This is a genomic window from Mesorhizobium sp. M6A.T.Cr.TU.016.01.1.1 (assembly GCF_003952585.1).
In the GTDB taxonomy this organism is placed as follows: Bacteria; Pseudomonadota; Alphaproteobacteria; order Rhizobiales; family Rhizobiaceae; genus Mesorhizobium; species Mesorhizobium mediterraneum.
Map to the genome: position 1 here is coordinate 2,901,195 of NZ_CP034452.1, position 19,757 is coordinate 2,920,951.

Sequence of the window (19,757 nt, forward strand, 5' to 3'; positions counted from 1 at the left end):
CACGCCGCGACATAGGTTAAGCGAGGGCTTCTCGCCCCCATTCTTTCCATTCCCCACGGAGATCAGTCTTGCAGAAACGTCGTCTCGGTCAAACCGACCTGTCCATCGCGCCGCTGGTTCTGGGTGGCAACGTCTTCGGCTGGACCGCCGACGAGAAAACCTCTTTCGACCTGCTCGACCGCTTCGTCGGCGCCGGCCTCAACGCCATCGACACCGCCGATTCCTATTCGCGCTGGGTTCCCGGCAACAAGGGCGGCGAATCCGAAACGATTATCGGCAAATGGATGAAGAGCCGCGGCAATCGTGACAGGGTCGTGGTGATCACCAAGGTCGGGTCGGATATGGGGCAGGGCAGGAAAGATCTCTCCGCCGCCTATATAGAAAAGTCCATCGACGCGTCGCTGAAGCGGCTGCAGACCGATGTCGTCGATCTCTATCTGTCGCACTGGCCGGACCCGACCACCCCCTACGAGGAAACGCTCGGCGCCTACGAAAAGCTGCTCGAAAAAGGCAAGATCCGCCACGTCGGTGCCTCCAATCTCGACGCCGGCCAGTTGCGCGCCGCGCTCGACGTGGCAAGCCTGCGGGGCCTGCCGCGCTACGCGGTGCTGCAGCCGGAGTACAATCTCTATGACCGCGCCGCCTTCGATGGGCCGCTCCGCGATTTGTGCATGGCCGAGGATATCGGCGTCATCACCTATTTCAGCCTCGCCAAGGGGTTTTTGAGCGGCAAGTACCGCAGCGAAGCCGATCTCGGCAAAAGCGCGCGTGGCGACGACGTGAAGTCCTACCTCAACGCACGCGGCATGCGCATCCTGGCGGCACTCGACGCGGTGTCGGCGCGTCACGCGGCCAAGCAGGCGGACGTGGCGCTCGCCTGGGTGATCGCGCGGCCCGGCGTCACGGCGCCGATCGCCAGCGCCACGACGCTGGACCAGGTCGACAGCCTCGTCCGCGCCGCATCGTTGAATCTCAGTCCTGACGATATCGCCGAGCTCGACAGCGCGAGCGCATAGAAGCTAGCGCGAAGCGGCGGCCGGCTCAAACGCCAGCCAAGGATCGTGCGCGGCCTGCGCCGGATGGCTCCGCACGATCGTTCAAGACGCCCTGGTCTGCCCTGCCATACGATTGGTCGCATCGCGTCGGGATACTGGTATACAGATGGCCGAACAGGTCTTTTCCCATCCGGAACTATGGCAGCAATTGCTGGCGCTTGTGCTGGCATCGACGGTCGTGATGGGCAGTCCGGGGCCGGCGACGATAAGCGTCACCGCTGTTGGCGCCGCCTTCGGTCTGCGCGGTTCGCTCCGCTACGCCTCGGGCATCATCCTTGGCACGGTCGCAGTGCTTTTGGTCGTGGCGACGGGCATCACGGCCATGCTTGCCTCTGCGCCGAGGCTCACACCGCTTTTGGCGGTGGCGTCCGCTGCCTACATCCTCTACCTCGCCTTCAAGATAGCAACGGCTCCGCCTCTGGCTGCGCGTACCGGCGGGGCGGCACTTCCCACCTTCCTGGGCGGCTTTCTTCTGGCCGTCGCCAACCCGAAAGCCTATGTGGCGATTGCCGCCGTGTTCGCCGGCACGTCGGCCGCCGGTGAGCTCGATGCAGGGCTCAGGCTGGCGGTCCTCGTCTCGATGATCGTCGCCATCCATGTCATTTGGCTTCTCGCCGGTGCCGCGTTTGCGCGCTTTCTGCGCAAACCGCTGGCCTCGCGGATCATCAATCTGACGTTTGCGGCGACACTGGTTCTGACCACGGCGCTGGCTGTGATTCCCTAGGGACTTGCCGGTCAGACGGGCGGTTCAAGCCGGGTTGTCGGGGCCAATTCCCTCAGCCGCTTCACTGCCGTCGGCGGCATGGGCGGCGGGTTCGGCGCACGGGACGCATCGACGAGCAGCTGGTCGCAGGCGGCTTCCGTCTCGCCGATCAGCCGTTCCATGAATTCCTGCTTGTCCAACCCCGGCGGGATCGGCGGCAGGAACCGGGCCTTGATCGTGCCGGGATAGCGCAGGAATTTCCGCCGCGGCCAGTAGAGGCCGGCGACATGGGCGACCGGCACCACCGGAATGCCAAGCTGCGCATAGATTTCGACGATGCCGTATTTGTAGGCCGGCTCGTCGCCCGGCGCCCGGCGTGTGCCCTCGGGATAGATGATCAGCTGGCGGGGATTGCGCGCCAGCTCCTGTTTGGTCGCGGCGACCACCGCTTTCAACGCCTTCGAGCGGCTGCCGCGGTCGACCGGGATCATCCGCATTTTCAGGATGTACCAGCCGAAGAACGGGATCCAGGTCAGTTCCCGTTTCAGGATGTAGATCGGATCCTGCAGGAAGGGGAAGAAGGCGATCGCATCCCAGAAGGATTGATGCTTGGGCGCCAGGATGAAGGAACCCTCGGGCAGGTTTTCCTGGCCGGTGATCTCGCTCTTGGTACCGGCGATCTTGTCGTAGAGCCACATGCTGGTGCGCGACCAGAATTTCGGCACGAACCAGGCGCGGTGGCGCGGCGACAGGAAATAGTACGGAGTCCAGATGATCATCTGGACGATCAGATTGACGTAGAAGACGAGGTTGAACGCCAGCGAGCGGATATGGAGCATGTGGGAAGTGCCCGGTGAGGAAATGTGCGTTGGTTACACCAAGCGCCGGGAAAAAGGAAACGGTGCGATGGCCCCCGTTCGTCAGGCCTGCCACGTCGCCTGCACGAGCCGCGTCTTCAGGCGTGGGGCGGCGAAGTCGAGGAACGCACGCAGTTTCACCGGCAGCAGACCTTGGCCGGCATGCACGAGGCTGACCGGCCATCGCTGCGGCTCGAATGGCTCCAGCACGGTGCGGAGTGTGCCGGACCGCACCGCAGCAGTGATCTGATAGGAAAGCACCCTCGTTATGCCGACGCCGGCAATCGCGGCATCGATCGCCGCTTCCGCGGTGTTGACCCGAAGCCGTGAGCGGATCGGAACAGGGAGTTCGGTCTTGCCGGTGGCAAAGGTCCACGTGGCGGGAGCGGTGAGCCCCTCGAAGGTGATGCAGCTGTGTGACGCAAGGTCTTTCGGGGTCTCCGGTGTGCCGTGCTCGGCCAAATAGGCCGGCGTCGCGCAAACAACGCGCCGGATCGAGCCGATGCGGGTGGCCACCAGGCTCGAGTCGGGAAGCTCGCCTATGCGGACGGCGAGATCGATGTGCTCCTCGGTCAACTGGGTTATCCGGTCGGCGAGCATCAGGCGAATAGCCACGTCGGGGTAGACGGCGAGGAAGCCGGTGACGACCGGCAGCACATGCAGGCGGCCAAAGACGATCGGCGCCGTGATGATCAATTCGCCCGTCGGGGCGCTGTATTCACCGGCGGCGGTCCGCTCGGCCTCGCCGACCTCGTCGAGAATGCGACGGCAGGCAGCGAGGTAGGCGTGACCGGCGTCGGTCAGCGTCAGTTGCCGCGTCGAGCGGTTCAGGAGACGCGTCTTCAGATGCCGCTCCAGGTCGGAGACCTTGCGGCTGACCGTTGCAAGGGGAATGCCGAAACGGCGTCCGGCGGCCGAAAGGCTGCCGGCCTCCACCGCGGCGACGAAAAACGACATGGCCTCGAGACGATCCATACTTCTCCCGAAAAATGGAAGGATCAATTGCAAATATGCCAGCTACATCCAAAACATGGAAGGGGCCATGTTTGACGGCGAAGCTGATCAACGAGAAGGAATGCCGATGCCCCGTATCCCTACACCCGCGTCCATAGAGGCCGCGCCTGCTGCGTCGCGGCCGATGCTGCATGCCGTCGAGAAGCAACTCGGCGTCGTCCCAAACCTCTTCAGGCTCGTTTCCAATAGCCCGGCTGCGCTTGAAGGCTATCTCGGTCTGTCCGGAGCGCTTGCCAAGGGCCGCCTGCCCGCGCCGACGCGCGAGCGCATCGCTCTGGCGGTCGCCGAGATCAATGGCTGCAGCTACTGCCTTTCCGCCCATACCTATCTCGGCAAGAACCTCGCCAAGCTTGACGATGCCGAGATGGTCGCCAATCGTGCGGGCGGGTCCAACGATCCCAAGGCCGCCGCGGCCGTGCTTTTCGCCGCCAAGATTGCGCGCGACCGCGGCCATATCGGTGACGAGGATCTCAGCGCCGTCAGGCTCGCAGGCTACGACGATGCGCAGATCATCGAGATCGTCCAGCATGTCGCTCTCAATGTCTGGACCAACTATGTCAATGAGGTTGCCAGGACGGAGATCGACTTTCCGGTCGTTTCTGTCCGCAAGGCAGCCTGAATTTCAGCGACCAGTGTGTCGGTTTTGGAAAATCCGATGCTCAAACAAAAGAGATAGAGCGGCGGTACGGTTCGACTTGAAAGCCCGCCGCTCTAGCCCCCATCACAAGGAGTTCCCATGTCTGAAAGCCGCCCGCCGCTCCCGCCATTCACCGCCGAGACTGCCGCACAGAAGGCACGCATGGCGGAGGATGCGTGGAACTCCCGTGATCCGACACGGGTCGCGCTTGCGTACACAATCGACAGCCGCTGGCGCAATCGGGCCGAATTCCTGCAAGGGCGCGACGCCATCCAGACCTTCCTCACACGCAAATGGGATCGCGAACGCGACTACCGGCTCATCAAGGAGGTCTGGGCGTTCCGCGACAATCGTATCGCCGTGCGTTTCGCTTATGAATGGCACGACGACAGCGGCTCGTGGTTTCGAAGCTACGGCAATGAGAACTGGGAGTTCGATGAACATGGATTGATGCGCTTGCGCATCGCCAGCATCAACGACCTGCCGATCCACGAGGCCGACCGCAAATATCATTGGCCGCTTGGCCGCCGGCCGGACGATCATCCCTCTCTGTCGGAGCTCGGCCTTTGAAGGAGGCTTTTCCATGAATGCTCACGTCTTCACCAGCGATGTCGCCTTTACGCCAACCGTCAAGGCGATCCAGGCCCGCAAAGGCTCACGTGATGCCTATGCCCGCGTCGAGGAGCGCGGCGGCTGGCAAGCTGATATCACGCCCGATCTCGCCGCCTTTATCGAGGCGCAGACCAGCATCTTCCTGTCGACGGCCAATGGTGACGGCCAGCCCTACATCCAGCATCGCGGCGGGCCGGCCGGCTTCCTCAAGGTGCTCGACGAGCGGACGATCGGGTTCACGGATTTCTCCGGCAACAGGCAATTCATCACCCAGGGCAATCTGGACGACAACCCCCGCGCTTTTCTGTTCCTGATCGACTATGCCCACCGGCAGCGCATCAAGATCTGGGGCAGTGCGCGCGTCGTCGAGGACGACGCCGACCTGATGGCGAAGCTGATGCCGGAAGACTACAAGGCGCGCCCCGAGCAAATCATACTGTTCACGGTTTCGGCCTGGGATTCCAATTGCCCGCAGCACATCCCACAGCGTTTCGAAGCGGCCGATGTGGCGGCGGCGCTGGCCGAACGGGACAATCGTATCGAACGTCTCGAACAGGAGATCGCGCGCCTGCGCGGAGCCTCTAGCGCCAAGGAATGATACCGCTGCCGGTTTCAGATCGGCTCAGCAGCCTCGGCCAGCGCGATGCCGGTTGGCGTTGGCTTCACCGGCACGATGCCCCGCGCCAGCGCCAGCAGATATTTGTTGTATTCGGTGAACAGCACGCGCAGCGCCCTGGGCTTGGTCAGCCAGCCGCCATTGCCAAGATTGCTGTTGACCACCGGATAGGGTTCGAGCTTGGCCTTGTGCAGCAGCCGGCCCATTTCCAGCAGGCTGCGCGGCATGTGATAGTTGTTGGTGACGAGGATCACGGTGCCATAGGCGTGGTCCTCAACCCATTTGGCGCTTTCCTCGGCATTGCCGATCGTGTCGAGCGCGGCGCGGTCGATGTCGACGCAGCAGGAAAACAGTTTCTTGTCGCCACGGGTCGCGACCTGAAGCTGGCGGCGGCTGGCGGAAGGATGCACGCCGCTGATCAGCAGCCGCTCGCCCTTGCCGGACGCAAGCAGACCCATGGCGGCGTCGAGACGCGAATGGCCGCCGGTCAGCACGATGATGGCATCGGCTTTTGCCGGATTGGTAGGCGTCGCGAGACGGCTGACAGTGTTGGCGAACCAGCCGAAGCCGCCGGCAAACAGCGTTGCCAGCACGAGCAGAAAGAAAGCGGAGATGCGAAACGCGCCCGCCAATCGGCTGGGCTTGGCGCGCTCACGGGAACGCGTAATCACCAAGGGCAACTGTCCAGCCATTCCGCTCGAGTCGCGCGCGTCCATCATCTTATCGTTAACCCTGAAATGCGGCGTTTAGTAGGTGAAAAAGCACACATTACGTTACGCTAATTCTCTATCCGTGATCACCCCGCGTCGGGTTGGCGGACATCGATGTCGCTGAGATAGGTGACGACGGTGACATGGGAGGTTGCCGCCGTCAGCGCACCGATAACCAGCACCATGAGGACGACGCCGAGATAACCTGCCGAACCGATGGCGAAATTGCCGAACAGTGCGGTTGCCTGATCGGCCTGCGGTGTTGCCATGTTGCGCGACGACCACCATGAGAAGACGATGAAGACGAGCACCGCCGCCGCACCCCCGGCGGCTGCGCCCTTCATGCCGGTAACAAGAAAGTGGTGGCGGAATTCGCGCGCGATGAAGCGCGCTTCGGCGCCGACGAAATGCAGCACCTCGATGATGTGGCCGTTGCCGGCCATTGCGCCGCGCGTCGCAAACACCACGGTCAGCACGGTTGCCGACAGCATCAGCGCCAGCACGGCGATGCCGATGGTCACCGTGGTGCGGGCCATGGCCACCAGCCGGTCGACCCAGGTGCGATGGTCGTCAAGCGAGGCACTAGGCAGTTTCGGCGTGATCGCGGCGCGCATTGCGGCGAAATCGGGCGGGTTGCTCTCGTCTATGGTGACGATGATCAGACGCGGCACCGGCAAGTCGTCGATATTGAGACCCGAGCCGAGCCATGGCTCCAGTAGCCGCGCCGTGGCGTCGCGGTCGACGATCCTGGCGCTCTTGACGCCAGGAAATTCGCCGGCGATCTGCGAGGCCTGGGCAAGCGCTGCCTCCATGTCGAGGCCGTCTATCGGCTTGATCTGGATCGTCGCCTCGCGTGAGATCTGGTTCTCCCAGACCGAGGCGGTATCACGCACCAGCGTCACCGCGCCGAAGGTCAGACAGGAGAGGAACGTCATGATGGCGATGACCAGGACCAGCGCCCGGCCGGCGATGTTCTGTGCCGGCACGATCGGCGCCATCTTGCGCTGAACGCGCTGCGTCGTCCCCGCCCTCTCGGCGTGTTGGTCTTCGGCGTGTTCAACGGAAAGGTTAGTCATAGATATCCAGCCTTCCGCCGGCCAGGATCATGCGCCGTGCATCGACCTGTTCCATCAGGCCGAGGTCGTGGGTTGCAATCACCACTGCGGTGCCCAGCCGGTTGAGTTCGATGAACAGCCGCAACAGGCGCCGCGCCAGCGGCGGGTCGACATTGCCGGTCGGCTCGTCGGCAAGCAGGATCTCGGGCTGCTCGATCAGCGCCCTGGCGATTGCGGCGCGCTGCTTCTCGCCGCCCGACAGCACCGGCGGCAGCACATGCATGCGCTCGCCAAGGCCGACCCATTTCAAGAGCTCGGTCACGTCGGTGCGATAGCTCGCTTCCTCGCGCCCGCGTACCCGCAACGGCAAGGCCACATTCTCATAGGTCGTCATGTGGTCGAGCAGGCGAAAGTCCTGGAACACCACGCCGATGCGCCGCCGCAGATGCGGCAGCTCCGTGCGCGAGATGCGCGAGCGGTCCTTGCCGAAGATGGTGATCAGCCCGCGCGTCGGCTTGAGCGACATGAACAAAAGCCGCAGCAGTGTCGTCTTGCCGGCGCCCGAAGGGCCGCTCAGGAACTGGAAGGAGCGCTCCGGTATGTGCAAGGAAATGTCGCGGAGGATTTCCGGACCCATGCCATAACGGAGGCCGACATTTTCGAAGCGGATCACGTTCGACGACCTGAAACTTGCGGCGGCGACGAGCCAGCCTTCTCTGAGAAAAGACCATCGGCCGGCATGGTTAACCGGCGGTTAATTCTGGGTTTTTTTGGGCGCGTCACAAGGGTTCCGATGGGGAAGCGTTAACCATTTCCGTTTACGCAAAAGAAACGAAGAGCGAACAAGTGCCGTAGTGCTGGGGCCGTGATGGCTGAGGATCGAACCGCGCGCCCGGTTTCCGGCGAAATCATGGCCGACACGGCCGCCGCGCCGGAACGCATCATGCGTGATCCAGCCGATGACATCGTCGACGCCGACTACGAGGTGCTGCCGCGCTTTACCAGCAGCATGGACCTTTCCCCACCGCTTTCGCGTGTGGTGGCCACGCCGTCGATCGAAGGCATGGAGATGCTGCGCAAGCCCGAAGCCGCGACGGGACGGTTGCGGATATCGCGCGGTGGACCGATCTTCTGGATCGCCGGCCTCAGTGCCGCGTTTGCAGCCTTCTGGATATCGGGCGGGCACGCGCTTATGCGCCAGGCGCCGCTTCTTCTCGCGGCCCAGGAAACAGGCACTGCCCTCACTATTTCAGGCGTCACGTCGCGTATCGATGCGTCCGGGCCGGAACCTGTCCTGTTCGTCGGTGGCGAGGCCGCGAATGACGGCGCCAGCCCGTCGCCATTGCCGCCGCTGGAAATCCGGGTCACCGGCAATGACAGGCGCACGACCCGCTATACGCTGGGGACATTCAACCGTTCGCTGGCGCCCGGCGAAAGATTTGGCTTTTCCAGCCGGCTCGACGTGCCTAGAAACGGGGTCAAGACCGTTTCGGTCACCTTCGCCGATTAGGGCGATCATTTCTGGAAGGGCGGCCAATGCCAGTCGTGCGCGGCAAGGATATCGAGGTTCTGTTTTCGGCGTCGGCGATTGCCCGCCGCAATCTCGAGCTCGCCAAGGAGATCGCCGGGCACGACTATCACGACCTCTTGGTGATTTCGGTGCTGAAAGGATCGTTCATCTTTGCCGCCGATCTCATCCGCGCCATGCACGATGTCGGCCTGTCGCCCGAGGTTGAGTTTATCTTCATCTCCAGCTACGGCGCCGGCACAACCAGCGGCGAGGTGAGGGTGCTGCGCGACATCGACAATGAGGTCGCCGGCCGCGACGTGCTGTTGATCGACGACATCCTCGAATCCGGCAAGACGCTGTCCTTCACCCGCGACCTGATGTTGTCGCGCGGCGCCAAAAGCTGCGCTATCGCCGTGCTGCTCGACAAGCGCATGCGCCGCCAGACCGCGCTCAACGCCGACTATGTCGGTTTCGACTGCCCCGACTATTTCGTCGTCGGCTACGGCATGGATGTCGCCCACGCCTTTCGCGAGCTGCCCTTCGTCGGCATCGTCAAGGGCGACGCCTAGATTTTTCTTCGATGCTGTTTGCGGTTCAGGAAAAGTCAACTTTTCCCCGCCAAACATTCCGCCATGGCAAAGCTCCTGATCGTCGAGGACGATGAATCCGTCCGCACTCTCGCCGCTCGTGCGCTCGAACGCGCCGGGCATATGATCGACATCGCCGCCGACGGCGCGCAAGGGCTTGCCCTGATCCGCGCAGCGCGTGGCGGCTACGACCTTGTCGTCTCCGATATCCGCATGCCGGAGATGGACGGCATCGCGATGGCCAAGGCGGCGGCGTCGCTTTTCCCGGCGATGAAGATATTGCTGATGACCGGCTATGCCGACCAGCGCGAGCGCGCCGAGGAATTGAACGGCGTCATTCTTGACGTCGTGCAGAAGCCGTTCACGCTGGCCGAAATCCGCGCGCGTGTCGAACAGGCGCTCGCCTGCTTTGCCTAGAGCCTAAGGCCTGACAGTGGTCAGGCCGGATCGCAGGTCGCCGCGATTGCCGGACCGCTGCTCCGGCGCCGACTGGCGTTGAGCGCGAACAGACCGGCGCCGATGATGAGGGCCGCGCCGATGACGGTGGTCGATCGCGGCACTTCGGCAAAGAATAGGAAGCCCCACAGCGGCGACCAGATGATGCCGGTGTATTCGAAGGTGGCTACGCTGTTGGCGGGCGCCAGCCTGTAGGCCTGCGACAACAGGATCATCCCGGCCGAGGCGACGAAGCCGCAGGTCGCCATCTTGAGGAAATCGATTGTCGTCGGCCAGATCCATGGCCTGACCAGGAATTCGAGGCTCGGATGTGTGGCGTGAGCTATTCCTGCCAGCCAGAACAGCCCGGCGACCGCTGCCGCGCCCAAGAGGTAGACGCCGTTTTGATAGAACGCCATGACCGTGGACGATTCGGTGTCGCCGATCTTGCGGGCCATCAACTGCGAGAAACCGTACAGCACCGCCGAGGCCAGCGACAACAGTGCCGCCCAGTCGAACAACCCGGCGCCGGGCCGCAGCATCACCAGCACGCCCAGCATCCCGACCATGACGGTGACCAGCGTCTGCCATGCCACCCGTTCGCCGAGATAAGGGCCGGCAAGCGCCATGATGAACAGCGGTGCCATGAAATAGAGCGCCACCGCGTCGGCAAGCGGCAGGGCGGCGATCGCCAGGTAGTAGACCGTGTAGGAAGTGAACAGGATGAAGGCGCGCGTCGTCAGCATGCGAAATCGCTTCGAAAAGATCGCGCTGAGCCCGACATCGACATGAACGAGCACGAGAAGAATGGGCAGGGCGACGATCGAGCGGATCGCCATCACCTCGGTCACCGGGTAAGTGCCCGATACGGCCTTGATCAGCGGATCCTGGAGCGAGAACACCAGAACGCCGAGGCAAAGACTTGCCATGCCGAGAACGATCCGGTTCTGCATGTGGTTTGACGGCTCCTTGCTGTGCGGCCGAGAACCGGGCCTGGTAATTTTTGGTTTATGCATGTCGTTGTCCCAAAACCGCTGCGCACCCCCGGTTCAAGCCCGAGGGCATGCTTTTGGGCGACATGCATTAAAAAGAACCCGCCACCGTTTCGGGCAGCGGGTACGAGTGAGGACTCTAGATTGGTCCGCGGCCGATTTCGCAGCCGCATATCCAATGGGTGAAGCAACTATCATCCGGCGTTTGACATGTTGCAAACGAATTGGAATGATGCCAGCAATCAGATTTTCTTATGGCGGCAAATGAAGCCCACGCTCGACAGCGATCTGCTGCGCACCTTCGTCGCGGTTGCCGATACCGGCAATTTCACCAAGGCAGCGGAGCAGGCCGGCCGTACCCAGTCGGCGGTTTCGATGCAGATGAAGAAGCTCGAAGATGTGGTCGGCGACAGCCTGTTCGAGCGCGGCTCGCGTGGTGTGGCGCTGACCCGCCGCGGCGGCGAACTCATCGTCAACGCCCGCCGGATCATATCGCTGCTCGACGAGACGGCGGCATCGATGGTCGCGGCGCCGCTTGGTGGGCCGGTGCGCATCGGCATCCCGGAGGAATATGGCCACGCCATCCTGTCGCGCGCGCTCGGCGCCTTTGCCAAGCGCCATCCTCAGGTCGAAGTCACTGTCCGCTACGCGCATTCCGGCGCGCAGATCGCGGCGCTCGCCGCCGGCGAGCTCGATCTGGCGGTGGTGTTCGAATGGCAGGATCTCTTCGGCGGCGAGGTGCTGATGCATGATCCGACCGTATGGGTGACGTCGGAGCTTCACCACATGCATGAGGAGCGGCCGGTGCCGATCGCGCTCTACAACCGTGCCGGCTGGTGCAAGGATTTCGCGATAAAGTCGCTGGAACAGCGCGGTCTAGCCTATCGTGTCGCCTATACCAGCGATACCAATGGCGGACTACGGCTCGCCGTCACGTCCGGGCTGGCGATTGCGCCGATCTCGCGCAGCAATATCCCGGCCGGTTGCCGCGAACTTACGGCCGCCGACGGGTTCGGCGACATCGATTCCTCGAACGTGGTGCTGCGGCGCAATCCGAACGCCTCCGGCGAGGCGATCGACGGCATGCAAGAGGCGATCCGCGAGGCGTTCACCAATCGCTAAAGCCTGGCAGCCGCTATGCGACGTCTTCGTAGAAGGTCAGCCGATTGCCGAACGGATCGCCGACGGTGACCTCCCTTGTCTGCCAAGGTGTCTCTTCCACTCCCGGCCTGGCAAAACGGTACTTCTTCGCTATCAGTTCGCGGTGCAGCGCCGCGATGTCGCCCGCTTCGATGCGGATATGAGCGCCCGTCGCGCCGTCGCCGTGATGCTCGCTCAGATGCAGCACGCAGCCATCGCGCGAAATTCCCATATAGAGGGGAGCGTTGTCGTCGAAGCGGTGCTCGAACTGCACTTCGAAACCGAGGAAGCTGACATAGAATTCATGCGCCTTGGCGATGTCGAAGATGCGCAGGATCGGGGTGACGGCGCCGAGTCTCACCATGGCGATCTCAATGTTTGACGTTTGAGGCGATAGGAGAGGTTTACTTCAGCTCCAGCAGCCGCTCCAGGTAGCTGCGCTCGATGTCGGGGCTGAGCGCGTTGCCGAGCCGCTTGCGGATCGCTTCGAGGATCTGGCGCGCGCGCTGCACGTCGATCTCGTCCGGCACTCTGACCGAACTTCCATCATCAGGCCCCTCGGTGGAGCGTGGCCGGCCGAGCGGATCGCGGTCGGCGTTCTGCTGGCGGCCGCCCCGCTCGCCTTCGCCCTCGTCGCCCTGCATGGCCTGCAGTTGCTTCATCATGTCCTTGGCGCCCTTGCGCAGCGCTTCCAGCGCGCGGCCCTGGTGGCCGACGGCCTGGTCGCCATCGCTGTCGCCAAGCGCCTGTTCGGCACTGCCCATGGATTTGCCGGCGTCGCCAAATCCTTCATTGGGCTCGAGCCCCATACCCTCAAGACCTTTCCTCAGCTGGTCGAGGTCGCCCTGCAGCTTGCCCTGACCTTCCTGCAACTGCTTCAGCGCGTCGGCGAATTCCTCCGGCGTCATCGGCTTCGGCCGGCCGAGCGGATCGCGGTCTTCACCTGGACCGGGCTCGCCCTGTTCGCCCATTTGGCCCTGCTCGCCATTCTCGCCGAGCTGCTCGTCGCGGTTCTGCCCGCGCTGTTGCTGGCCGCGCTGCATCTGGTCCATGCGGAAGGTTTCGTTCATCATCTCCTGCTGGCGCCGCATGATCTCGCCGAGCTTGTCCATCTGCTGGCGCATCTCGCTGTTCTGCTGGCCGCCCTGCTGCTGACGTCCGGCCTGCAGGTTGTTCATCATGTCCTGCAGTTGCGAAAGCAATTGCTGCGCGCTGTCGCGATCGCCTGACTTCGCCAGGTTTTCGATCTGGTCCATCATGCGTTCGATGTCGCTCTGGCGCAGTTCCTGGCCGTTCTGCTGCATCTGCGGCGCGTTCGGATTCTGCTGCGCACGCTGGGCGAATTCCTGCAGGAACTGGTTCATCGCCTCGCGCAGTTCCTTCATCGCCTTGTCGATTTCCTCGTCGCTGGCGCCGTTCTTGATCGCGTCCTGCAGCGCCTGCTGCGCCTGGCGCAGCCGCCTCTCGGCCTCCGAAAGATTGCCTTCCTCGATGCCGAGCGCGATCTCCCAGAGATATGCGACCTCATCGCGCAACTGGTCGTCGCTGTCTGCGATCTTCAACCGCGTGCGCGCGCTCATGATGGCGAGGTAGTGCGCCATGTTGTCGAACGTGTCTTCGGGCCTGAGCGTGATCGCGTCCATCAGGTCGAGCACGCGGCTCTTGGCGTTGGCGTCAAGCGCCAGCACGCGGCGCTGCTCGATCACAGCCCTCGCCAGCGGGTTGGAGAAAGGCCGCTCGGGCATCACCAGCGTCTTGGTTTCGCTGGTTGCCGTATGTCCGGCATCGTCGGTGGCGACAAGCGTGAGGTTGATGTTGCCGCCGGCCCAGACATGCTCGGTCAGGTCCTTCGTGGTCTTGGCGGCATTCCCCTTGGCGCCGCGGCGCGGCAGCGACAGCGGCATTTCGGGCGGGCCATAGAGCGGATGCGCATTCGGCGCCGGCGGGTCGGCCAATACGAAATCCGCCTTGGCGGAGGCCGCGCCATAGTCGTCGTCGATCTGGTAGTTGAGCTCGAAGGAGCCATTGACGGCGCGTTTGGGCTCGCCGACGAAGCGGATCTGCGGCGGCTTGTCCGGGATCACCGCGAAGGCCCAGTTGCCGAGTTCGTCATTGCCCGAGTTTAGCGTCAACGTGCCGTTGGCCGTCAGCTTTCCGGTGAACTGGCGCACCGTGGAGGGCGTTGCCGCCGCCGGCTTGGCCTTGTCGGCCTGTTGTCCGGTCGGCTCGATGGTGCGGGCGTTGCCGTCGGCGTCGGCATAGCTCAGCGTTTCCTCGCCCGACCCGCCAGTGACGCGCAGCGAAACATCGCTGCCTTCCGGAACGGTGAAGGCGGGCGGCGCCTGATTGCCATTGTCGGCGAGGGCAGGGTTGGCGAGGGCTGGGGAGGTGAGGAAGACCGGCGGCCTGCCGGTGTAGGCCGGCGGCGTCACCCAGGCGTCGATGCGCGGCGGGACAGTGTCGCGCGCCGCGTGGGCACTGAACCCGTCTGCTATGCGACCGCCCGACGGTCCGAAGGAGAAGGCAAAGGCGGTGACCAACAAAAGCGCCGCCACGGCGCGCAGCCCCCACGGGTCGCGCTCCGGAACCCGGGTGCGTGGCAGGTCGCCACCGAGGTCGCCGAGTTTTTCGGCCATGCGTTTCTGATGCTCGCGCCACAGCGCTTGCGAAAAAATGCTTTCCCTGCCGCTCGGCCGGTCGGTCTGCACCAGCACCGGGCTGTGCAGCAACTGGTTGGCCGCCTCGATGCGCCGATCGATCTCGGCGCTGGTCGGCACCCGGAAGAAACGCAGGGGATAGAGCGCGGCAAGGGCTGCGATGCCGAACGCCGCCACGAGACCGATGCGCGCCGTGTCGGGCAGCAGATGGAAGAGGCCGAGCCACGAGATGCTGAGGAACAGGCTTGCGACGATGACCAGCGGAAGCAGCAACGGCCAGCCACGCTCGACCGTCATCGAGACCCGAGTCGCCAGCCGGCTCAGAGCAAGGCGCCCGGCCAGGCTGCGATCGCCAGTGAAGGTGGGTCGTTGCGTCATCGGCCCTTCCTGATTCGGGCGGGATAACCCGAACCTCACAAATCTATCGCACCGGCCCGAAAATCGGATGCGAAGGACTCAAAGTCTTAGATGCTCGTCGCTCCAAACATACCAAGAAACACGGCGAAGGCGAGGCAGTTCCCTAAAACGTGAACAGGACTGCCCCTGTTATCGTCAGAATTTAGCCGGATTGGCGTTTGCACCGCAGACCAGCACGGCGACACGCTCGCCTGCAGCCGGCGCGTAGCGGCCGGACAGGACCGCCGCGAAAGCCGCAGCGCCGCCCGGCTCGGAGATGATTCGCACCCGGTCCCAAAGCGCCACCTGCGCGGCGATGATCTCGTCGTCGCTGACCAGTATGGAACGCTCGACGAAAGCCTCGGCGATTGGAAACATCATTTCGCCGACGCGCTTGGGCGCCAGCGAGTCGGCAGCGATGCCTTCCGCCGGCGCGTCGACGGGCCGGCCGGCCTCGAAGGCGCGATAAAGCGTCGGCGCACCTTCGGGCTCGACCGCGATGATCCTGATGCGGCCGGCAAACCAGGCGGCAATGCCGCCGATCAGGCCGCCGCCACCGACGGCGACCAGCAGTGTGTCGAGCTCGGGCAGGTCGGCCTCGATCTCGAGGCCAAGCGTGCCTTGACCGACCAGCGTTTCCTCCTGGTTGAAGGCGTGGATCTGCAGCGCGCCGGACCTTTCGGCAAAGTCTTCACTGGCGGCCAGCGCCTCGGCATAGCGCGCGCCGCCGACGACCAGCTCTGCGCCGTAGCCGCGGATGCGTTCCAGCTTGGCCGGCGGGCTCACTTCGGGAACGAAGATGGTCGCCTTGTGGCCGAGCCGCATGGCGGCATAGGCGACCGCGGCACCATGATTGCCGCCCGATGCGGCGACGACGCCAGCCTTGGGAACCGGCCGCTCGAGAAGATTGGTGAACGCGCCACGCGCCTTGAACGAGCCGGAATGCTGCAGGCATTCGAGCTTCAGGTCGAGGCTAAGAGGCGGACGGCCGAAATCGGCCATGTCGACACGCAGCACCGGCGTGTGGCGCACGAATGGCCGGATGCGCGGTTCCATTGCGGCGATGCGTTCGCGTGTGATCATATTGCCGTTCAGCATGGCCTGCTCCCAAGGGTTGACATCACTTAGTAACTTAGCAAAATGGCTAAATGCAAGAGGTCGATGTCTTCAAGGCGATCGCCAACGAGCGCAGGCTGCAAATCCTCGATTGGCTGAAGGACCCGCGCGCGCATTTTCCACGCCAAGCGGATGGCGACCTGGTCGAGGACGGCGTCTGCGCGCTGCTGATCGCCGAAAAGCTTGGGATCACCCAAGCGACGCTCAGCGAGCATATGCGGGTGCTCACCCAGGCCGGCCTTCTCAGCAGCAAACGCATCAAGCAGTGGACATTCTATCGCCGCGACGAGGGCAGGATTGCCGAGACCAGGGCGTTGATTCAGCACCGGCTGTAGCGCTGCCGGCGCTCTATTTTTGTTTGACCATGATCGTTTCCGAAAACCGATTCCCACTTTTCGCTGACGCGGACCTTCGGTTCGGGATCATGATCTATTCCAGCCAATCTGGCAGCGAATCCAGCCCGATCAGCTCGTCATACGTCTGGCGCGGGCGCACGACATGGAAACGGTCGCCGTCGACCAGGACTTCGGGCACCAGCGGCCTGGTGTTGTAGGTGCCGGCCTGCACCGCGCCATAGGCGCCGGCGGTGGCGATGGCGATCAGGTCGCCGGCCTTCAACCGGGGCAGGTCGCGGTCGAGGCCGAGATAATCGCCGGTCTCGCAGACCGGGCCGACGACGTCGACCGTCATGCGCGGTGCCGCAGGCGGCTGCTGCACCACCGGCTTGATGTCATGGAAGGCGTCGTAAAGCGTCGGCCGGATCAGATCGTTCATCGCGGCGTCGACAACCAGGAAATTCTTGGCGTCGCCCTCCTTCACGAAGATCACTTGCGAGACAAGGATGCCGGCATTGCCTGATATCAGCCGGCCCGGCTCGAACATCACCTTCAATCCCAGCTTCGTGACGTGCTTCTTGACGATCTGGGCGTAAGCGTCTGGCAAGGGAGGCGGGCTGTTATCGACGCGGTAGGGAATGCCGAGGCCGCCGCCGAGATCGATATGCTCGATGGCGTGCCCGTCAGCGCGCAGCACGCCGACCAGCTCCACCAGCAGCGCGAAGGCGTCGTCGAAGGGCTGCAATTCGGTGATCTGGCTGCCGATATGGGTGTCGATGCCGGTGACCTTGATGCCAGGTAGTTCGGCTGCGCGGGCATAGACCTGGCGCGCCTTCTGCCAGGGGATGCCAAACTTGTTCTCGGCCTTGCCGGTGGAGATCTTCTTGTGGGTCTTGGCATCCACATCCGGGTTGATGCGCAGCGAGACCGACGCCACCTTGCCCAGTGCCGTGGCGCGGGCCGACAGCAATTCAAGCTCCGGCTCGGATTCGACATTGAAACACAGAATGCCGGCCGAGAGCGCAAAATCCATTTCGCGCGCGGTCTTGCCGACGCCCGAAAACAGGATCTTGTTGGCCGGAATGCCGGCGGCTAGCGCGCGGCGCAGTTCGCCTTCCGAGACCACGTCGGCGCCGGCGCCGAGTTTTGCCAGGATCTTTAGCACCGCTTGGTTGGAATTCGCCTTCATGGCATAGCAGACCAGCGCGTCGAGCCCGGCAAAGGCCTGCGCAAACACGCGGAAATGCCTAGTCAGCGTCGCCGTCGAATAGCAATAGAACGGCGTGCCGACGCTTGCAGCGATATCTGGTATCGCCACGTCCTCGGCATGCAGCACGCCGTCGCGGTAGTCGAAATGGTTCACAAGAGTGGTTCCGGAAGTTGGAGCACGATGAGATCGGCCGATCTCATCGTCTCTAGATCTTGTTTTTTCGCGTGATCTTGTCCGAAAAGTCTGCAACTTTTCGGGATCACGCTAGAGCAGCGGGTCGAGGATGAACTTCTTGTCCTCGACCGGTTTTTCCGGCTCGGGCGGCACGGGCTGCTTGGCCTTTTCGGCGTCCTTGCGAGCCTGCACGGCCGCCTCATAGGGCGTGTCGAGCCCGGACTTCCGGCCGCAGGCCGTAGCAGCTGCCATCGCCGCCAGCAGCGTCAGCGTCACCAAAATCCTGCTTGCGGTCATTCGTGCCATCCGTCCGAAACTTTTGCCCGCCGCTTTTAGCTGAGTTTTGCTGGCATTGCACCTAGTGTGGTGGATTTGAAGTTCCTGTCTTTGATGGCATTCGCGTTAAGGAACTTCAAATCCAAAACCACACTAGAATTCATAATTAACTCGTGCGGCTTTTTGAATCCGAAATTCGCTCGCCGCGCTGCTCCAACGTGATGCGAATTTCGGATTCGCCGCACGAGCATCACGCCTTGGCGATGCGCTTTTTCCAGTACCGGATCTGCTTCCTCACTCCCGACGGCGCGGTGCCGCCAAAGCTCGTGCGGCTCTTCACCGAGTTCTGCACGGCAAGCACCGAAAACACGTCCGCCGTGATGCCGGGGTGAATGGATTGCAAGTCTTCCAGCGGCAGCCTGTCGAGCCCGATCTTCTTCTCTTCGGCCAGGGCCACCGCGCGGCCGGTGACATGATGCGCCTCGCGGAACGGCAGCCCAAGCGTGCGCACCAGCCAGTCGGCAAGGTCGGTCGCGGTCGAATAGCCTGACCCGGCGGCCTTCTTCATGGCGGCGGCGTTCACCGTCATGTCTCGCACCATGCCGGTCATTGCCGCCAGCATCAGGTCGAGCGTCTCGGCGGCGTCGAACACGGATTCCTTGTCCTCCTGCATGTCCTTGCCATAGGTCAGCGGCATGCCCTTCATCACCGTGAGCAGACCGACCAGATGGCCGGTCACGCGGCCGGTCTTGCCGCGCACCAGCTCGGCCGCGTCGGGGTTCTTCTTCTGCGGCATGATCGAGGAGCCGGTGGAAAAACTATCCGATAGCCTGACGAAGCCGAATTGCGGCGTCGACCAGATGATGATCTCTTCGGCAAGCCGCGACAGATGCGTCGCGCAGATTGCCGCCAGCCCTAAGAATTCCAGCGCGAAATCGCGGTCCGAAACGCTGTCCAGGGAATTGCGCATCGGCTCGCGGAAGCCGAGCGCCTTAGCCGTCTTGTGCCGGTCGATCGGAAAGCTGGTGCCGGCAAGGGCGGCCGCACCGAGCGGGCTTTCGTCCATCCGCTCGATGGCGTCGCGTACACGCGACAGGTCGCGCGAAAACATCTCGACATAGGCCATGCAGTGATGGCCGAAGGTCACCGGCTGCGCCGCCTGCATGTGGGTGAAGCCCGGCATCACCGTCGCCGCATGCTCCTCGGCCCGCTCCAGGAACGCCGCTATCAGGCCCTTCAGCGCCTCGGCGACGCGAAAGCACTCGTCCTTGACCCACAGCCTGAGATCGACCGCCACCTGGTCGTTGCGCGAACGGGCGGTATGCAGGCGGCCGGCGGCCGCGCCGATCAGCTCGGCAAGGCGAGCCTCGACATTCATGTGGATGTCTTCCAGCCTGGTCGAAAACTCGAACTTTCCCGCCTCGATCTCTGCCAGGATCGTGTTCAGCCCGTGAGCGATTTTTTCTTGATCGGCCGCCGAAATAATGCCCGTTTGCGCCAGCATCTCGCTATGGGCGATCGAGCCTCTGATGTCCTGCGCGTAGAGTTTGCGGTCGAACGAGATCGACGCGTTGATCGCTTCCATGATCGCGGCCGGACCCGAGGCAAAACGTCCGCCCCACATCTGGTTGCTGGCCTTCTTGTCGCTCATCGCTATAACCCGTGCTCCG

General features: G+C 63.4%; 22 protein-coding genes. 10 read left to right on the forward strand and 12 right to left on the reverse strand.

All coding sequences use genetic code 11. From position 1 onward, the window contains the following. The first annotated feature begins 68 nt into the window (after window positions 1-68). Together EJ075_RS13985 and EJ075_RS13990 are read left to right on the forward strand one after the other, a co-directional pair. Complete coding sequence (locus tag EJ075_RS13985; protein ID WP_126104733.1) at window positions 69-1,016, forward strand: aldo/keto reductase; 948 nt, start codon at window positions 69-71, stop codon at window positions 1,014-1,016. A gap of 145 nt (window positions 1,017-1,161) precedes the next feature. Beyond that, a complete protein-coding gene (locus EJ075_RS13990; RefSeq protein ID WP_126104734.1) occupies window positions 1,162-1,779 on the forward strand; it encodes a LysE family translocator in 618 nt (205 codons plus the stop codon). A gap of 11 nt (window positions 1,780-1,790) precedes the next feature. Here the strand turns inward: EJ075_RS13990 and EJ075_RS13995 are convergent, their stop codons facing one another. Together EJ075_RS13995 and EJ075_RS14000 are read right to left on the reverse strand one after the other, a co-directional pair. Further along, window positions 1,791-2,597: a 1-acyl-sn-glycerol-3-phosphate acyltransferase gene (locus EJ075_RS13995; RefSeq protein ID WP_126104735.1), complete on the reverse strand. Its 807-nt coding sequence runs from the start codon at window positions 2,595-2,597 to the stop codon at window positions 1,791-1,793. A gap of 81 nt (window positions 2,598-2,678) precedes the next feature. Beyond that, window positions 2,679-3,590 (reverse strand): LysR family transcriptional regulator, encoded by a 912-nt coding sequence (locus EJ075_RS14000; protein WP_126104736.1) that lies wholly within the window; start codon window positions 3,588-3,590, stop codon window positions 2,679-2,681. 106 nt (window positions 3,591-3,696) lie between these two features. On the opposite strand from EJ075_RS14000, the gene EJ075_RS14005 reads away from it, so the two are divergent. The 3 genes from EJ075_RS14005 to EJ075_RS14015 all read left to right on the forward strand — a co-directional run bounded on the left by EJ075_RS14005 (window position 3,697) and on the right by EJ075_RS14015 (window position 5,476). Further along, window positions 3,697-4,248, forward strand: coding sequence for a carboxymuconolactone decarboxylase family protein (locus EJ075_RS14005; protein ID WP_095486032.1), 552 nt, complete (start codon window positions 3,697-3,699; stop codon window positions 4,246-4,248). Between the two features lie 117 nt (window positions 4,249-4,365). Further along, window positions 4,366-4,836, forward strand: a complete 471-nt coding sequence (locus EJ075_RS14010; protein ID WP_126104737.1) for a DUF1348 family protein — start codon at window positions 4,366-4,368, stop codon at window positions 4,834-4,836. Window positions 4,837-4,849: 13 nt separating this feature from the next. Then, window positions 4,850-5,476, forward strand: coding sequence for a pyridoxamine 5'-phosphate oxidase family protein (locus EJ075_RS14015; RefSeq protein ID WP_126104738.1), 627 nt, complete (start codon window positions 4,850-4,852; stop codon window positions 5,474-5,476). Window positions 5,477-5,490: 14 nt separating this feature from the next. Here the strand turns inward: EJ075_RS14015 and EJ075_RS14020 are convergent, their stop codons facing one another. The 3 genes from EJ075_RS14020 to ftsE form a co-directional block, all read right to left on the reverse strand. Further along, entirely contained in the window at window positions 5,491-6,213 is a 723-nt protein-coding gene (locus tag EJ075_RS14020; RefSeq protein WP_095485962.1) for a YdcF family protein, read from the reverse strand. 77 nt (window positions 6,214-6,290) lie between these two features. After that, window positions 6,291-7,280 carry an ABC transporter permease gene (locus EJ075_RS14025; RefSeq protein ID WP_126104739.1) on the reverse strand — a complete coding sequence of 330 codons (990 nt, stop codon included), beginning with the start codon at window positions 7,278-7,280 and terminating at the stop codon, window positions 6,291-6,293. Further along, window positions 7,273-7,932 carry a cell division ATP-binding protein FtsE gene (gene ftsE, locus EJ075_RS14030; protein ID WP_010911739.1) on the reverse strand — a complete coding sequence of 220 codons (660 nt, stop codon included), beginning with the start codon at window positions 7,930-7,932 and terminating at the stop codon, window positions 7,273-7,275. Before ftsE ends, EJ075_RS14025 begins: the two co-directional genes overlap by 8 nt. Window positions 7,933-8,124: 192 nt before the next feature. Between ftsE and EJ075_RS14035 the strand changes: the two genes are divergently transcribed. The 3 genes from EJ075_RS14035 to EJ075_RS14045 all read left to right on the forward strand — a co-directional run bounded on the left by EJ075_RS14035 (window position 8,125) and on the right by EJ075_RS14045 (window position 9,773). Then, complete coding sequence (locus EJ075_RS14035) at window positions 8,125-8,769, forward strand: hypothetical protein (RefSeq protein ID WP_126104740.1); 645 nt, start codon at window positions 8,125-8,127, stop codon at window positions 8,767-8,769. A 26-nt stretch (window positions 8,770-8,795) separates the two neighbouring features. Beyond that, window positions 8,796-9,338 carry a hypoxanthine phosphoribosyltransferase gene (hpt, locus tag EJ075_RS14040; RefSeq protein ID WP_126104741.1) on the forward strand — a complete coding sequence of 181 codons (543 nt, stop codon included), beginning with the start codon at window positions 8,796-8,798 and terminating at the stop codon, window positions 9,336-9,338. Between the two features lie 63 nt (window positions 9,339-9,401). Then, entirely contained in the window at window positions 9,402-9,773 is a 372-nt protein-coding gene (locus tag EJ075_RS14045) for a response regulator (RefSeq protein ID WP_126104742.1), read from the forward strand. A gap of 20 nt (window positions 9,774-9,793) precedes the next feature. On the opposite strand, the gene EJ075_RS14050 is transcribed toward EJ075_RS14045, so the two are convergent. Beyond that, the gene (locus EJ075_RS14050; RefSeq protein ID WP_126104743.1) at window positions 9,794-10,744 is read right to left on the reverse strand and encodes a DMT family transporter; all 951 of its coding nucleotides are present in this window, start codon (window positions 10,742-10,744) and stop codon (window positions 9,794-9,796) included. A 303-nt stretch (window positions 10,745-11,047) separates the two neighbouring features. Here EJ075_RS14050 and EJ075_RS14055 point away from each other — a divergent pair, with 303 nt between their 5' ends. Then, entirely contained in the window at window positions 11,048-11,905 is an 858-nt protein-coding gene (locus tag EJ075_RS14055; RefSeq protein WP_126104744.1) for a LysR substrate-binding domain-containing protein, read from the forward strand. A gap of 13 nt (window positions 11,906-11,918) precedes the next feature. Here EJ075_RS14055 and EJ075_RS14060 read toward each other — a convergent pair whose 3' ends face one another. The 3 genes from EJ075_RS14060 to EJ075_RS14070 form a co-directional block, all read right to left on the reverse strand. Further along, on the reverse strand, window positions 11,919-12,287 hold the full coding sequence (locus EJ075_RS14060; protein ID WP_126104745.1) for a glyoxalase superfamily protein: 369 nt from the start codon (window positions 12,285-12,287) through the stop codon (window positions 11,919-11,921). A 40-nt stretch (window positions 12,288-12,327) separates the two neighbouring features. Beyond that, window positions 12,328-14,958 carry a TIGR02302 family protein gene (locus EJ075_RS14065; protein ID WP_126104746.1) on the reverse strand — a complete coding sequence of 877 codons (2,631 nt, stop codon included), beginning with the start codon at window positions 14,956-14,958 and terminating at the stop codon, window positions 12,328-12,330. 174 nt (window positions 14,959-15,132) lie between these two features. Continuing rightward, complete coding sequence (locus tag EJ075_RS14070; RefSeq protein WP_126104747.1) at window positions 15,133-16,074, reverse strand: threonine/serine dehydratase; 942 nt, start codon at window positions 16,072-16,074, stop codon at window positions 15,133-15,135. Window positions 16,075-16,124: 50 nt separating this feature from the next. Between EJ075_RS14070 and EJ075_RS14075 the strand changes: the two genes are divergently transcribed. Continuing rightward, complete coding sequence (locus EJ075_RS14075) at window positions 16,125-16,427, forward strand: metalloregulator ArsR/SmtB family transcription factor (RefSeq protein WP_126104748.1); 303 nt, start codon at window positions 16,125-16,127, stop codon at window positions 16,425-16,427. 94 nt (window positions 16,428-16,521) lie between these two features. On the opposite strand, the gene lysA is transcribed toward EJ075_RS14075, so the two are convergent. The 3 genes from lysA to argH all read right to left on the reverse strand — a co-directional run bounded on the left by lysA (window position 16,522) and on the right by argH (window position 19,738). Further along, a complete protein-coding gene (gene lysA / locus EJ075_RS14080) occupies window positions 16,522-17,790 on the reverse strand; it encodes a diaminopimelate decarboxylase (RefSeq protein WP_126104749.1) in 1,269 nt (422 codons plus the stop codon). 111 nt (window positions 17,791-17,901) lie between these two features. After that, on the reverse strand, window positions 17,902-18,108 hold the full coding sequence (locus EJ075_RS14085) for a hypothetical protein (RefSeq protein WP_126104750.1): 207 nt from the start codon (window positions 18,106-18,108) through the stop codon (window positions 17,902-17,904). Between the two features lie 229 nt (window positions 18,109-18,337). Next, window positions 18,338-19,738, reverse strand: a complete 1,401-nt coding sequence (argH, locus tag EJ075_RS14090) for an argininosuccinate lyase (protein ID WP_126104751.1) — start codon at window positions 19,736-19,738, stop codon at window positions 18,338-18,340. Between the last annotated feature and the right edge of the window lie 19 nt (window positions 19,739-19,757).

Excerpts from the sequence above, each read along its gene's own strand:
- EJ075_RS13990 (WP_126104734.1), top strand. The coding sequence starts at position 1,162 with ATGGCCGAACAGGTCTTTTCCCATCCGGAACTATGGCAGCAATTGCTG.
- EJ075_RS13995 (WP_126104735.1), bottom strand. The coding sequence starts at position 2,597 with ATGCTCCATATCCGCTCGCTGGCGTTCAACCTCGTCTTCTACGTCAAT.
- EJ075_RS14000 (WP_126104736.1), bottom strand. The coding sequence starts at position 3,590 with ATGGATCGTCTCGAGGCCATGTCGTTTTTCGTCGCCGCGGTGGAGGCC.
- EJ075_RS14005 (WP_095486032.1), top strand. The coding sequence starts at position 3,697 with ATGCCCCGTATCCCTACACCCGCGTCCATAGAGGCCGCGCCTGCTGCG.
- EJ075_RS14010 (WP_126104737.1), top strand. The coding sequence starts at position 4,366 with ATGTCTGAAAGCCGCCCGCCGCTCCCGCCATTCACCGCCGAGACTGCC.
- EJ075_RS14015 (WP_126104738.1), top strand. The coding sequence starts at position 4,850 with ATGAATGCTCACGTCTTCACCAGCGATGTCGCCTTTACGCCAACCGTC.
- EJ075_RS14020 (WP_095485962.1), bottom strand. The coding sequence starts at position 6,213 with ATGATGGACGCGCGCGACTCGAGCGGAATGGCTGGACAGTTGCCCTTG.
- EJ075_RS14025 (WP_126104739.1), bottom strand. The coding sequence starts at position 7,280 with ATGACTAACCTTTCCGTTGAACACGCCGAAGACCAACACGCCGAGAGG.
- hpt (WP_126104741.1), top strand. The coding sequence starts at position 8,796 with ATGCCAGTCGTGCGCGGCAAGGATATCGAGGTTCTGTTTTCGGCGTCG.
- EJ075_RS14045 (WP_126104742.1), top strand. The coding sequence starts at position 9,402 with ATGGCAAAGCTCCTGATCGTCGAGGACGATGAATCCGTCCGCACTCTC.
- EJ075_RS14050 (WP_126104743.1), bottom strand. The coding sequence starts at position 10,744 with ATGCAGAACCGGATCGTTCTCGGCATGGCAAGTCTTTGCCTCGGCGTT.
- EJ075_RS14055 (WP_126104744.1), top strand. The coding sequence starts at position 11,048 with ATGAAGCCCACGCTCGACAGCGATCTGCTGCGCACCTTCGTCGCGGTT.
- EJ075_RS14060 (WP_126104745.1), bottom strand. The coding sequence starts at position 12,287 with ATGGTGAGACTCGGCGCCGTCACCCCGATCCTGCGCATCTTCGACATC.
- EJ075_RS14065 (WP_126104746.1), bottom strand. The coding sequence starts at position 14,958 with ATGACGCAACGACCCACCTTCACTGGCGATCGCAGCCTGGCCGGGCGC.
- EJ075_RS14070 (WP_126104747.1), bottom strand. The coding sequence starts at position 16,074 with ATGCTGAACGGCAATATGATCACACGCGAACGCATCGCCGCAATGGAA.
- EJ075_RS14075 (WP_126104748.1), top strand. The coding sequence starts at position 16,125 with ATGCAAGAGGTCGATGTCTTCAAGGCGATCGCCAACGAGCGCAGGCTG.
- EJ075_RS14085 (WP_126104750.1), bottom strand. The coding sequence starts at position 18,108 with ATGACCGCAAGCAGGATTTTGGTGACGCTGACGCTGCTGGCGGCGATG.
- argH (WP_126104751.1), bottom strand. The coding sequence starts at position 19,738 with ATGAGCGACAAGAAGGCCAGCAACCAGATGTGGGGCGGACGTTTTGCC.